Below are 13,715 nucleotides of genomic sequence, written 5' to 3'. Positions count from 1 at the left end.
ATTGACCTTTTAAGCTGATTTTGATAAACTAAAAATGTATAAGGGAGTAGTCGGCACACTGGTGCGATGCTGTCAACATCATGGATTTTTGATCCTGGCAACATCTGAAATGACAAGACTTATCGTCCACTAGTGGAATAAGTCTTGTTTTTTTATTCGAATAGCGGACATCATATAATTAATGAAGGAGGAATGATGATGAACCCGTACTTTGATTCAAAGGAAGAAGTATTAACAGCTTTAGAAAGTGATGAAGCACAAGGCTTAAGAAGTGAACAGGTAAAAAGCAAGCAGGCGCAATTCGGGCGCAATCAGTTGGTGGAAAAAAAGAAGAAAACCAATTGGCAGCGTTTTGTAGATCAATTCAAGGACACGATGATTATTATTCTATTGATTGCGGCTGCGGTTTCGTTTGGTATCGCAATGGTAGAAGGCGATGTTGCGGAGTTCTTTGAACCGGCTTTGATTTTATTGATTGTTATTTTGAATGCTATTATGGGCGTTTTACAGGAAAGTAAGGCAGAGAAAGCTTTAGATGCTTTGAAAAGCTTATCGGCACCACATGCTCGCGTTTTGCGTGATGGAGTGGAGAGTGTCATAGATGCCGCAGAGCTTGTTCCTGGTGATATCATTAAGCTGGAGGCAGGGGATTTTGTTCCCGCCGATGCACGCTTGTTGAAAAGTGCCAGTTTGAAAAGTGAGGAATCGGCTCTAACCGGTGAATCGGTATCTGCGGAAAAAGATGCTTTAGCTCAAATTGAAGAAAATGCCCCATTAGGAGATCGCTCCAATATGATGTTTTCCGGGTGCAGCATTACCTATGGAACCGCAACTGCAGTTGTCAGTGCAACGGGAATGCAGACGGAAATGGGAAAGATTGCTGATTTGTTGAATAATGAGAACGATACGCAAACACCTTTGCAAAAAAAGTTGGCACAGCTTGGAACTTATTTAGGTATTTTGGCACTAGCTGCCTGTGCGATTATTTTTGTCGTAGGCTTGTTTAATGGCATACCGGTATTGGAAATCTTTATGACCTCTGTTTCCTTAGCAGTTTCCGCAATACCGGAGGGATTACCGGCAATCGTAACGATTGTGCTTTCTATTGGGGTTCAGCGTATGGTTAAGAAAAACGCAATCATTCGTCGTTTACCGGCAGTGGAAACATTGGGAAGTGCTTCGGTTATTTGCTCAGATAAAACCGGAACCTTAACTCAAAATCGCATGACCTTAGTGAATGCTTATGTAGATCAAAGTGATGAATTAGAAAAAATCAGCGAGCATAACAGTGAAGCTGTACGTAAACTTTTGATGTATGCGACATTGTGCTGCGATGGCTCTTATGTAGTAGAGGCAAGCGGCGAAAAGCATATCGGTGATCCAACCGAAACTTCCATCTTAAAAGCAAGCTATCTAAATGGTATGCCAAAGGAAGAACTTTTGAAGCGCTATGAGCGTTTGGGAGAAATTCCATTTGACTCCGATCGTAAGCTGATGACAACGATCAATCGCATAGATGGAAAATATATGGTTATTGTTAAGGGTGCTTTTGATATTATGGAAAAGCGCTGTGTGCGTGGCGATTTGAAAAAGGCACGCAACATGAATGATGACATGAGTAAACAGGCTTTGCGTGTATTGGCTATCGGATATAAAGAAATTGAAGCGTTACCGCAAAATTTGGTTGCGGAAGAAATGGAAAACGGATTAACGTTGATGGGTCTTGTCGGAATGATCGATCCACCACGTGAAGAAGCTAAGAAAGCAGTTGAAGTTTGTTGTCATGCAGGTATTCGTCCGGTAATGATTACCGGTGATCATGTCGTAACAGCCAGTGCGATTGCCAAAGAACTTGGTATCTTACATGAAGGTGAAAAAGCGATTACCGGCTTAGAGCTAGATGCGATGAGTGATGAACAATTGGCAAATGAAGTAGAACATATCTCAGTATATGCACGTGTTTCACCGGAAAATAAAATACGTATTGTAAAGGCTTGGCAGAATAAAGGGCAGATTGTTTCCATGACCGGAGATGGCGTCAATGATGCTCCGGCATTAAAGGCTGCGGATATCGGTTGTGCCATGGGGATTACCGGTACCGATGTGGCGAAGAATGCTGCTGATATGACATTGACCGATGATAATTTTGCGACGATCGTAGAAGCTGTCAAAGAGGGACGTGGTATTTATGCAAATATTAAAAAGGTAGTCGGTTTCTTATTGGGAACAAATATCGGAGAAGTTATTTTGGTATTTGTTGTCATGTTGCTATGGCATAAGGCACCGCTTCTTTCCATGCAGCTGTTATGGATCAATTTGGTTACCGATAGCCTTCCTGCTATTGCCTTGGGTATGGAAAAGGTTGAAGCGGATATCATGGATAAAAAACCACGACCAAAAGATGAAAGTATCTTTGCTCATGGCTTTGGTATTCGCATTGCTTTGCAAGGAGTTATGTTTGCGACATTGGCAATCATTGCCTTCCTACTAGGTGAAAATATAACCGGAGAATTGGCAGGAGGACAAACGATGGCATTTATCGTATTGTCTTTATCCCAAGTGATTCAGGCATACAATATGCGTTCTGATCACTCCTTGTTTAAGATTGGTGTCTTTACCAATAAGAAGTTAAATATGGCTTGTCTTGTATCTATCGTATTGGTATTGCTTGTTGTATTTACACCGCTTAAAGTATTGTTTGGACTTATTGATTTACCGATAGAGCTTCATTTGATTGCTTTAGGTTTAATTGCTGTACCGGTATTGGTCATGGAATTATCAAAAGCATTCGGCTTGATTCGTCATCAATAAAATAGGCTGTATAAATAGTGGCTTTGTTCTCTTAAGAGACAAGGTCGCTTTTTTGATAGAAGAAAGTGGAATTGATGCAATTTTGTGAAAAAACTACAAAAGTGATTGATTTCGTGGTATATTTAAGGCGTTGAAATACATTACATGAATTAGAAAATGGAGGCGTAGCGTATGGTTAGAAAAATAGGTATTGATTTAGGAACGACCAACTTGTTGATTTGCCTTGACAATAAAGGGGTTATCGTAAATGAACCATCGGTTATAACGGTAGATGCAACATCGAAAAAATGTATTGCGGCCGGTATAGATGCAAGAGATATGCTGGGAAGAACACCGAAGAATATGATTTGTATTCGTCCGTTAAAAGATGGTGTGGTTGCGGATTTTGAAGCAACCGATATGATGCTGAACTACTTTTTGAAAAAGTGTGAGCTAAAAGGAATGTTCAAGAAAAATGTAATTTTGATTTGCCATCCGACCAAGATTACCTCAGTAGAAAAGAATGCTATTCGTGATTGTGCATATCGTGCCGGTGCTAAGAAGGTGTATTTGGAAGAAGAACCGAAGGTAGCGGCAATTGGTGCCGGTTTAGATATCGGAAAGCCTAGTGGACACATGGTTTTGGATATGGGTGGAGGAACAAGTGATATTGCGGTACTATCCTTAGGCGATATCGTATGCTCTACATCAATTAAGGTAGCCGGAAACAAGCTGACCAATGATATTATCGAGGGTATTCGTGTAAATAAAAAAATGTATATCGGTGAGCAAAGCGCCGATGAAATTAAAATTAGGGTAGGAAACGCACTGCATTCGAACCGTCCGGAAAAAATGACGATCAGCGGACGTGATGTGGAAACCGGTCTGCCGCATTCGATTGAGATTAACAGCAATGAGGTAGAGTCCTATATTCGCAATAGCTTGCAGGAAATTGTCCATGCAACACGTACCATTTTGGAGGTAACACCGCCGGAGCTTGCTGCTGATATTGTTCAGCATGGTTTGGTGCTAACCGGTGGAGGTGCATTGCTGAAAAATTTGGATCAGCTGTTGAAAGACGAATTAAAAATTCCGGTATATGTTGCGGAAAATGCATTGAACTGTGTGGTTGATGGCTGTAACATCATGTTAAAGAGCTTGTAGGAAATGAAATGATGAGGTTTTTTATTCGCAAGGAAACGAATAAGAAGCCTTTTTTATCATCACTTTTCGTCAGCTTATTGAACCAAGTGGTTTTCAAGGGTGTTGTACGTGTATCGAAATGAGAAAATATGCTATAATACCCGCATGAATATACAACATGATAAAGAACAGCTTACAAAACAATTATTAGATTGGTACAAACAAAATGCACGTGTGTTGCCTTGGCGAGAAAAAGCAACACCTTATCGTGTATGGGTTAGTGAAATCATGCTTCAACAAACACGTGTGGAGGCTGTAAAGCCTTATTTTGAACGTTTTATTGCGACGATACCGGATATTCCAACACTTGCAAATACAGAAGATGAGGTGTTGGCAAAGCTGTGGGAAGGACTTGGCTATTATCGACGTGTCTATAATATGAAGAAATGTGCACAGGTATGTGTGGAAAAACATGGTGGAAAGCTTCCCAATACGTATGCAGAACTGTTAGAGCTGCCGGGAATCGGTGCATATACGGCAGGTGCGATTGCATCAATTGCATTTGGAGAATGTGTGGCAGCAGTTGATGGGAATGTTTTACGTGTATTTTCACGTGTACTTGTTTTGGAAGAGGATATCCTAAAGGAAAGTGTCAAGCGACAATATGCGAAAATTGTTCAGATGTACATACCGAAGCATGAAAGTTCTGCTTTTAACCAAGCATTGATGGAATTGGGCGCAACTATCTGTGTTCCGAATGCCGCACCACGCTGTAATATTTGTCCGATTGCAGATAACTGCAAGGGGTATCAATGTGGAAAGGCACATTATTTACCCAATAAAGCAGCTAAGAAAACACGTCGCATAGAAAAAAAGACGATTTGTGTATTACGTTATAAGGATAAGTTCCATGTTCGTCAGCGTGCTTCTCAAGGGTTGTTAGCAGGATTGTATGAATTTGATTGGCTAGAAGGATATCAAAGCAAGAAAGCAGTCAGTGAATATTATAAAATGTATGTAGTTAAGAATATCCGCAAGCTACCTGATGCGAAGCATGTTTTTTCACATATCGAATGGCACATGAAGGGGTATCTTGTTGAAGTGGAAATGCCATGTGAGGAAGGAGTCTGGTGCACGTTGGAGGAATTAAAAGCAAGTTATGCTATTCCAACGGCATATAAGGCTTATAAAGATGCCTTGGAAAAGGAGTAAACGAACACTATGGAAGTATATGAACAGATACAGCGATATGAGCCTTTTGATGAGCAGGAAAGTAGAGATCGCAAGCAAATATTGGACTATATGCGAAGGTATTCAAATATTTACGAGCGAACAAATGAAGTTGCGCATATGACCTCATCGGCATGGATCATCAATCCATCTGCTACGCATGTACTGATGGTGTATCACAATATTTATGATTCTTGGAGCTGGTGTGGAGGTCATAGCGACGGAGAAAAGGATTTATTAAAAAATGCTTTGAAGGAAGGAAAGGAAGAAACCGGAGTAAAAAAACTGAGTCCACTGCTAAAGGATATTTTTTCCATTGAGGTGTTATCCGTTGCGGAGCATATAAAAAACGGAAAGCGTATCAAAGCCCATAAGCATTTAAATGTTACCTACTTATGTGTAGGCGATGAAGAGGAACTTTTACGGTGTAAGCCCGATGAAAACAGTGGAGTGAAATGGATTGCCATTGATGAATTGGAGGCTTATGTAAAGGAGGAACACATGCTTCCTATCTATCGCAAGTTGATTGCAAAGCAGCGTCTGTTGTCAAAAAAACATATAATCTAGGCTCCTTTCCTATGGTATGCGTGCTTATTTGCATATCCTATAAGGAATGCGAGGTAAGATATCATGGATATAAAGGTGATGAAGTTTGGCGGAACCTCTTTGAAAAATGAAAAAACAAGAGCCTATGTTTATCGTCATATCGTAAAAAATCTTATATCTCACAAGGTCGTGGTTGTGGTTTCTGCCATGGGACGTTATCCGGATACCTACGCTACGGATACACTGCTTTCCTTAGGCAGTCCTCGTCTTAGCAAAGAGGAAAAGGCTCGTTTGGTTTCGATGGGGGAGCAGCTTTCGGCCTTGAAGGTATGTAGTGAATTATTGGAGATGGGGATACGTGCCTGTGCACTTTCTTTTTTTCAAGCCGGCATTTTTACTGATGATAATTATGAATATGCCAGTGTGTTAAAAATGGATAGTCGTGGAATTAAGAAAAAGCTACAGCATTACGATGTGGTAGTAGTTGGTGGTTTTGTGGCAGTATCTACGCATGGAAGAATTACGACTTTGGGTAGAGGGGGCAGCGATTACAGTGCTGCATTGTTTGCGGATATGCTAGGTTTAAAAGAAGTTGAGATTTATACCGATGTTGATGGAGTGTATGATCGTGATCCACGCCTTGACAATATGGCTGTGAAGTATGATGTACTGACTTATGATGAGATGCTGAATATGAAGTCGCGTGTTTTGCATGATCGCTGTGTGAACTATGCAAAAAAGCATAAGCTCATCATTCATTTGCGAGGAAGCTTTTCTTCTTCATCGGGAACGCGGATTCAACCGAGATATTAAGGAAATGACCGTTTTATACGGAATGATTTGTGATATAATAGCACTGAGGTGAATACCATTATGAGAAATGTAATATTGGTGCGCAATTTAAACAATCAAGAAGATGCAAAAAGAATTGAACAAGCTTTATCACAGACACGTACGGATTATGAAGTGAATTTAGAAAAGCAGTGTGTTGTGATTGAGGGAAATACGGATATGGTTGCCGTTGCCAGAAAGGTAATCAATGATTTGGGCTTTCGTATTTTGTAATGCTTGCTAATTGAAAGATGTTAAAAAACCTATGTTGATCTAAAATGGATCGCATAGGTTTTTATTTGTCGTTATTTTGAAGTAAGGTGAGATTGATAAAGGCACACGTACCAATGAAAAATGCATAGGTATGTTCAATCCATGGCTTACTATGAAGGAAAGAATAACAAATGTCAAAATGGAACAATATATAAATGGCATAGTTGATGCCGAAGAATACGGAAAAAATAAGAGCCCACTTTTGCAGCTTGTTCATATAGCTATCACCATTTCTATCTTATGATATGCTTATGAACTTATGAATGAAAAGGTGATTGTCTGCATAAAGTATGTTGAGAGTGAAGGGAGAGTCTTATGAAAACAAAAGTGATAGCCGCAGCAGGTATCCTGGTGTTAATGATTGCCTTATTGTTTGCGATACGTCCGAAGTCGTTTGATAAACAGCTTGCGAATACGATGGCTGAAATGGATTCCTATGTTTTAATCGGAGATATGGAAATTACAAAAGGGGAGGATATTAAAAGCTATGCGTTGGAGATTGGATACAAAAAACAAGAGAAGGATTTGTTTCGTGTATCAATTGTAGATAAGGAATTGAATCAGGAACAAATTATTTTACGAAATGATGCAGGTGTTTTTGTGGTAACACCAAGCTTGAATCAGATTTTTAAATTTGAAGGAAATTGGCCTTTGAATTCTCCAAAGCCATACCTTCTGCAATCCATTGTGGAAATTGCACAGAAGAAAGAAGCAAAAGTTGAAAAAGAGGACGATGGTTATTTGGTATCAAGCAGGGTGCATTATCCGAATAATAAGAACTTCTATCGTGAAGAAATCATGTTTGATAAGGAAGCAAAAGTGAAGTGGCTTCAAATTTATAATAAAGATGATGTTGCGGAGTTAAAAATTGCATTTAAGAAAGTGAAGTACGATGCTCCAATAAAGGATACTTATTTTGATGTTCCGCAAACGCTTGACAAAAAAGCAAGTGTTTCGGCAATTCAAGAGGAGGATTTACCGCTATATCCGATGACGCTTCATGGTGCACAATTAACGAATACCAGTCGTATGAATATCAATGGAAAGGTGAAGCATGTTTTGGAGTATAGCGGTGATGCGAATTTTACGGTTGTGCAGATGAAAAAGGATAGTGTGGAAAAGACGCAAACCGTTATTATGCCGGGACAAATGATTGATGTGCTTGATATGGTTGGTTTCTATGATGGAAATCATGTAAGTGCGATTTATGATAATGTTGAGTTCACCGTATTCTCAGAGGATTTAAGCCCTGATGAAATGATGAGTGTGATTACCAGTATGCAGGTGGCAGTGATGAAATAATGATCAAACGCGGAGATGTTTATTATGCTGACCTTTCTCCTGTGGTTGGAAGTGAACAGGGAGGGGTGCGTCCGGTTGTCGTGATTCAAAATGATAAAGGCAATCGTTATTCCAAGACTATTATCATTGCACCGATTTCGAAAAAGCTATCGAAGCCACCGATTCCAACTCATGTCATATTTAGTGATCACGCATTAAGTTATGTTTCTATGATTCTTTGTGAACAACTGCGTACGATTGATAAAACGCGCTTGGGGCAATGGATATGCACATTAGATAAAGAAACCATTAAAAAAATCGATCATGCAATTTGTATCAGTTTGGATATTCAGGGAGTATGATTTTCATGCTTCCTGTTTTTTATCAAAAATATATCGAAATTCAGCAATAAGCTAGTAATATATTAGTTTTATCTTTAAAACAAAAAAAGCGACTAGCTTTCACCAATCGCTTACACTTTTTAATGGCGCCTGAAACAAGACTCGAACTTGTGACCTGCCGGTTAACAGCCGGATGCTCTACCGACTGAGCTATTCAGGCATTTCCTTAAGTGCTTAGATATAATATCATAATAATTCTAAGTTGGCAACCCTAAATTAAAAAAAAGTGAATTTTTTTATGATACGGTTAAATTTCTTTGAAACTCCTGTTTTTGTATACTTCTAAAGTAAGAACTGTTTTTTATGATAAAGGGTATTAGTACAAGAGCTTAAAGAAAAAGAAGTGTATATTATCTGTTATCGAAAAAAAGAAGTAAAAATGGCATATTGCCATCAAGGAAAGTAAAACAGTTGTCTAGACTCTCTATAAGTGAATTGCGGATAGAACCAAAAGGAAGGATTCAAATATCAAGCTCGATAATCAAACACATTAAGATTCATTTTTATTTTTCACTATTGGACATACCCTATGAATTATTTTATAATAAAGGCAGAAAAGAGGGATAAGATGAGAGAAAAAGAATGTATTATAAAGCTGTCTAATGCTTTTGGACCAAGTGGATTTGAAGATGATGTTATTGAATATGCGAAAACACAGGTTCGTGATGTATGCACTCTGAAGGAAGATCACATGCGTAATCTATACATGGAACTACCGGCAGAGGAAAAAGAAACTACGGTTTTGTTAGATGCCCATAGTGATGAGGTTGGATTTATTGTTCAAGCCGTTAAGCCTAATGGCACTTTACGTTTTCTTCCGTTAGGTGGTTGGGATCCGAAAAATATCATCGGTAATAAGGTATGGATTAAAAATAAGGACAATGAACTGATTAGCGGCGTTGTTTGTAGTAAGCCACCTCATTTTATGAAAGATGTGGAAAAAGGAAAGAGCATAGACTTTGATGATTTGTTAATAGATGTTGGTGCGACAAGTGCTCAAGAACTTATGGAGGTTTATCGCATCGGAATTGGATCACCGGTAGTTCCGGCTGTAGAATGTGAATACAATGAAAAGCAAAAGACCTTCATGGGAAAAGGCTTTGATTGTCGTATTGGCTGTGCTGCCTTATTGGAAACAATGCAGGAGCTGGATAGTAAAAAACTGCATACGAAGGTAGTAGCAACATTGACCTCGCAAGAGGAGGTGGGAGAGCGTGGTATGGCTTGTGCAATCCATAATGTGAAACCCGATATCGTCATTTGTTTTGAGGGCTGTCCTGCTGATGATACATTTGAAGAACCATATATGATTCAAAGCGGAATGAAAAAGGGGGTTATGCTGCGCCATTTTGATCGCAGTATGATAACCAATCCGAGATTTCAGCGTTTTACTTTGGAGATTGCGGAAAAATATGGTATTCATGTGCAAGAAAGTGTACGCAAAGGCGGTGGCACCAATGGTGGTATTACACATACAGCGTATGAGGGAATCCCGACGATTGTCATTGGCGTACCGGTACGCTATGCGCATTCGTGCTATGGAATATGCGCTTATGATGATTATCGTGAAGCAGTAGAATTGGCAAAGCATATTATTGAGGATATAAGCAGTCAGGATATTCTAAGTTTTTAAAGTCCATAACGGACTTTTTTTTAATAAGTGTAATAAACGTATTGCTCACAGTCTTTTGTAAAGCCGGTTGCCAGTAAGTTGTTTCGCATCGGAGCATTCTTTTTATCAATATCGGCAATCAGTATATTAAGCTTATTTTGATAAGCAATCGTAATTGCGATTTGTAAGAGGATACTGCTGTATTGATGCGATTGGAATTGTCTGCGGACACCGATATAGCCGATTCCGCCGATTTCTTTGCTTAGACGTTGGACACAAACAAAGCCAAGGATTTGTTCTTGATGCCATAGAATGCGAAACATACTTCGCTTTTCCTTGCTATCGGTTAATTCATTTAGGAATTGTTTGGCGTAAGCATGGCTTCCTTCTTGACGGATACTGTTTTGAATACTTGTATCAAGGGTGCTTTCATTCGCATCTTTTATAAGTGAAAGGAGCTGTGTATCACTGATTGCTGTGCAGTCGGTATGCTTATATTTTGAAGTATCTATTGGATAGGTTGAAATGGTATAGCTTTCACGCTCTATACATATCGCAAAGCATTGATGAAGTGCCTGTTGGATAATGGGGAAATGCTTTTTATCGGAGTATACATCACAAAACCAGTTTTGCTTTGGGTTTAACTCTTTTTGTATTTCTTGTAAGAAGGTTTGCAGTTCCTTTGTTGTGATAGCTTCTATGGTAAGATAGCCGATATAGGAAATGTCCTTCATAATTACAGCACGCGCTTTTACTTCATCATGTTCTAATAAGAGGTAGCAATCAGTAAGTGCGATTTCACCGCATGCGATACTATCGGCAAGTGCTTGGTTTTGTGCCAAGCTGCTAGAAGGCATTGAAGTCATTTTGGTAAGATAAGTGTTGTTGCAGACTATGATATTCATAAAATTCTTCCTTTCTGTTGTATAGATAGAAAGAAAAAAAGTATCGCAAGGATACTTCGACAGGCTGTTATATGGATATAGGCAGGCATGTCGTTTTCTTTCCTTGAAGTGAGTAGATAAATTTCATAACGACCACCTGCCTTTCGTAGTTATAGTATAGCATAGCAATATGAAAAAGTCAGTGTTTTTACAGAAGATGAGCGGTAATGATGGTATAGCTATGTGCATTGATGGTCCATATTGCTCCATCACTTTCACAATACCAGTTTTTTCCTTGTTTATAAATGACAGCATGCTTTTGTAGAATACTATCCTTGCAGTAAGCAACAACATCATCACAGCATATTGGCAGATTTCTTTTTATGCGCTGAACACCTAATGATGTTGTGTGTAAGCTTTCGATATTGGTAATAAGTGGGTGTTGATTCATGCTTATCTCCTTTTGTCTTTCTTGTTTATAAATACCATGAATGCTTTTATAGAAGTATATAAGAGGGACGATATGTGTTTATTATATTTGGTTGATCCATGTTTTAGACCAAGTAAATAGGGTGTTTGACATTGCTTGAAAAGCAACCTCTCCGCCTTTCTTCAATTCTAAAAAAGTTTTTATAATCTGTTGTTCCGCAGGCTCTACCATATATAACAAATCACTTTGATGACGAATATAGGTTCCGCTTTGTTGGAAATAAATAGCTTGGATAACAAAGGAAGCAGATTTGTATAAGTCTTTTAAGATAGCATCGTTTTTTTCATAAAGCATGTTATGAACACAGCTATGATAGATATTGCATGCGCTGCTTTTTATTGCTTTACAAACGGCAGTCTTATCAATTTGTACCAGCAATTCATCAAGGCTTCCTTTGATTGAGATTGTGTCATGATAAAACTGAAAAAGATCGGAAGGCTCCCAATGTAAAAGCTCGGTTTTTCCGGATATAAAACCGCAAAGCAGATTGCGGTGAGGAAGTGTATTGAGCATATTGTCGTAGCTTTGAATATCATCATAAGATAATTCATCAAGAATTACGACAATATCAATATCGCTTGCTTCTGTTGCTTCCCCACGTGCATAGCTTCCTTGTAAACCAACGAACCAAACACGATTTGGAAAGGTTTCTTCTAATGCTGATAAAAAAGTATGGAGCCATGTGGATAGATTCACCATGCAGATCACCTCGTTTTTTTGCTAAGGAGATAGTAGCTTATCGGCAGAAATAATGCAAGGAAAAGGAATAGAATATTTTTGTAGTGGCAGGGATATTTTTAGGATTATGCTAGACGAATGTGGGAAAAAGGTGTATGATATATGCACATAAAAAATGCAGAAGTGGTGGAACGGCAGACACGCTGTCTTCAGGCGGCAGTGCGAGCAATCGCGTGAGAGTTCAAATCTCTTCTTCTGCACCATTTTGTTAAAATGCCTTATGTAAAGGCTTTTTTTATACTCATTTTTCAGTTTGGTGTAAATCTATACTTCACTTATATGTTATCTAATTTATTACCATTTTCCATTTGACAAAAACGGTTTATCTTATAAAAAGCTATGTAGATTACTCTAATATGAGCTCTAGTGCAACAATATCTTTTGTGCAGTCAATGTTGTCGATTCGATAGCTTTGTTTTGCTGTTTCTAAACGCAGAGATAAACGAAGCGGAGAAAAATCGAGGCTATGTAAGATATTAACGATATTTTGGGTATATGTTTGGATATTTTCAATATCCGTTTCTGTTGCATGAAGTGTTAGCATAATATTTATTGGCAGGATCGAATCAATACTTTTGTCAAATTCTTGATTAAGTTTTAAATGCTCAGCTAGATTTTTATCGAAATAATCGCTTATACATGCAAGAGAGGCAGATGCATCAAGTAAAGCAAAATCCGCTTGTCGAAGGAATGCTTTTTTCACATCTTCACCATAGGCATTTATTAAACGATCATGTGTATTCCATTTTTGATTGATTTGATGCTCATAGGAATCCTTAATGGAAAATATAAAACCATCTGTATAAACTTGAAAAGCAATGTCCTTTTCTTGCTTATTTTTTGATTGAAAGCTAGCAGTATAATAACCATTGTCTATCCCAAAGCCCCTCACTTGGGGGTCATCATAAGAAAATGAAGTCATTTCCAAATCATATTGTGCATAATGTCTAGTTACATAGCTTAAAAATCGCAGTTTCATCAATTCGCTGGTAATCCTTGTCTCAAACAATAAAAAAATCATAAGGAAAGCAAGGCATAAAAGAAACAGTTTTTTCTGATAGCCTTTGATTATTTTTTTAAAGGGTTTCTTTTCATCAATCGTAGGAAGATCCATTGTTTCGATTTCTTGATAGGCTTCTATTTCTTGCCGACATGCTGCACATTCTTGGATATGTGCTTCAACAAGAATCTTCGTTTCTTCACTGCAAACACCCTCACAATATATAGGAATTAAATCTTGTATAATCTCACATTTCATTTTTCATTAGCTCCTCCCTAAGCATTTTTTTGGCTCGTAGAAACGCAACTTTCGCAAAGCTTTCGGATTTGTTGTATTTCTTCGAGATTTCTTTAAGCGAATAGCCATCAAAAACATGAAGCTGTATAATCTCTCGATAAGGACTTTTTAAAGTAGATAGTGCTTCGTACAATGGGGAAACATCAATATCGCTTGTAACCTGTTCTATATCTTCTAACTTCATATCGTATGTATATTT

General features: G+C 38.4%; 14 protein-coding genes and 2 tRNA genes. 10 read left to right on the top strand and 6 right to left on the bottom strand.

The window, feature by feature from the left end:
- Positions 1-198: 198 nt before the first annotated feature.
- The 8 genes from EUBDOL_RS02490 (at position 199) to EUBDOL_RS02455 (ending at position 8,456) form a co-directional block, all read left to right on the top strand.
- Positions 199-2,811, top strand: a complete 2,613-nt coding sequence (locus EUBDOL_RS02490) for a calcium-translocating P-type ATPase, PMCA-type (RefSeq protein WP_040462957.1) — start codon at positions 199-201, stop codon at positions 2,809-2,811.
- A 171-nt stretch (positions 2,812-2,982) separates the two neighbouring features.
- Entirely contained in the window at positions 2,983-3,954 is a 972-nt protein-coding gene (gene mreB, locus EUBDOL_RS02485; RefSeq protein WP_004798151.1) for a rod shape-determining protein, read from the top strand.
- Positions 3,955-4,098: 144 nt separating this feature from the next.
- On the top strand, positions 4,099-5,145 hold the full coding sequence (gene mutY, locus EUBDOL_RS02480; RefSeq protein ID WP_004798149.1) for an A/G-specific adenine glycosylase: 1,047 nt from the start codon (positions 4,099-4,101) through the stop codon (positions 5,143-5,145).
- A 9-nt stretch (positions 5,146-5,154) separates the two neighbouring features.
- On the top strand, positions 5,155-5,730 hold the full coding sequence (locus EUBDOL_RS02475; RefSeq protein WP_004798148.1) for an NUDIX hydrolase: 576 nt from the start codon (positions 5,155-5,157) through the stop codon (positions 5,728-5,730).
- 63 nt (positions 5,731-5,793) lie between these two features.
- Positions 5,794-6,522, top strand: coding sequence for an amino acid kinase family protein (locus tag EUBDOL_RS02470; protein ID WP_004798147.1), 729 nt, complete (start codon positions 5,794-5,796; stop codon positions 6,520-6,522).
- 60 nt (positions 6,523-6,582) lie between these two features.
- On the top strand, positions 6,583-6,774 hold the full coding sequence (locus EUBDOL_RS02465) for a hypothetical protein (RefSeq protein ID WP_004798146.1): 192 nt from the start codon (positions 6,583-6,585) through the stop codon (positions 6,772-6,774).
- A 354-nt stretch (positions 6,775-7,128) separates the two neighbouring features.
- Positions 7,129-8,115: a LolA family protein gene (locus EUBDOL_RS02460; RefSeq protein ID WP_004798144.1), complete on the top strand. Its 987-nt coding sequence runs from the start codon at positions 7,129-7,131 to the stop codon at positions 8,113-8,115.
- The gene (locus tag EUBDOL_RS02455) at positions 8,115-8,456 is read left to right on the top strand and encodes a type II toxin-antitoxin system PemK/MazF family toxin (protein WP_004798143.1); all 342 of its coding nucleotides are present in this window, start codon (positions 8,115-8,117) and stop codon (positions 8,454-8,456) included. The genes EUBDOL_RS02460 and EUBDOL_RS02455 overlap by 1 nt, the downstream gene beginning before the upstream one ends.
- 123 nt (positions 8,457-8,579) lie before the next feature.
- Here the strand turns inward: EUBDOL_RS02455 and EUBDOL_RS02450 are convergent.
- Positions 8,580-8,655: transfer RNA gene (locus EUBDOL_RS02450), tRNA-Asn, on the bottom strand.
- 408 nt (positions 8,656-9,063) lie between these two features.
- On the opposite strand from EUBDOL_RS02450, the gene EUBDOL_RS02445 reads away from it, so the two are divergent.
- Positions 9,064-10,128, top strand: coding sequence for a M42 family metallopeptidase (locus tag EUBDOL_RS02445; protein WP_040462955.1), 1,065 nt, complete (start codon positions 9,064-9,066; stop codon positions 10,126-10,128).
- 20 nt (positions 10,129-10,148) lie between these two features.
- On the opposite strand, the gene EUBDOL_RS02440 is transcribed toward EUBDOL_RS02445, so the two are convergent.
- From EUBDOL_RS02440 to EUBDOL_RS02430, 3 genes are all read right to left on the bottom strand, one after another.
- Positions 10,149-11,012, bottom strand: coding sequence for a GNAT family N-acetyltransferase (locus EUBDOL_RS02440; protein ID WP_040462953.1), 864 nt, complete (start codon positions 11,010-11,012; stop codon positions 10,149-10,151).
- A gap of 187 nt (positions 11,013-11,199) precedes the next feature.
- On the bottom strand, positions 11,200-11,442 hold the full coding sequence (locus EUBDOL_RS02435) for a DUF3781 domain-containing protein (RefSeq protein WP_004798140.1): 243 nt from the start codon (positions 11,440-11,442) through the stop codon (positions 11,200-11,202).
- Positions 11,443-11,523: 81 nt separating this feature from the next.
- Positions 11,524-12,180 (bottom strand): nucleotidyltransferase domain-containing protein, encoded by a 657-nt coding sequence (locus EUBDOL_RS02430; protein ID WP_004798139.1) that lies wholly within the window; start codon positions 12,178-12,180, stop codon positions 11,524-11,526.
- A gap of 156 nt (positions 12,181-12,336) precedes the next feature.
- On the opposite strand from EUBDOL_RS02430, the gene EUBDOL_RS02425 reads away from it, so the two are divergent.
- Positions 12,337-12,422 (top strand) — tRNA-Leu (locus EUBDOL_RS02425).
- Between the two features lie 143 nt (positions 12,423-12,565).
- Here the strand turns inward: EUBDOL_RS02425 and EUBDOL_RS02420 are convergent.
- Both EUBDOL_RS02420 and EUBDOL_RS02415 read right to left on the bottom strand, forming a co-directional pair.
- The gene (locus EUBDOL_RS02420) at positions 12,566-13,477 is read right to left on the bottom strand and encodes a zf-HC2 domain-containing protein (RefSeq protein ID WP_004798137.1); all 912 of its coding nucleotides are present in this window, start codon (positions 13,475-13,477) and stop codon (positions 12,566-12,568) included.
- Complete coding sequence (locus tag EUBDOL_RS02415) at positions 13,467-13,700, bottom strand: RNA polymerase sigma factor (protein WP_004798136.1); 234 nt, start codon at positions 13,698-13,700, stop codon at positions 13,467-13,469. Before EUBDOL_RS02415 ends, EUBDOL_RS02420 begins: the two co-directional genes overlap by 11 nt.
- Positions 13,701-13,715 lie beyond the last annotated feature (15 nt).

Source organism: Amedibacillus dolichus DSM 3991 (assembly GCF_000154285.1).
In the GTDB taxonomy this organism is placed as follows: Bacteria; Bacillota_I; Bacilli_A; order Erysipelotrichales; family Erysipelotrichaceae; genus Amedibacillus; species Amedibacillus dolichus.
This window is presented reverse-complemented; position numbering and strand designations above follow the sequence as displayed.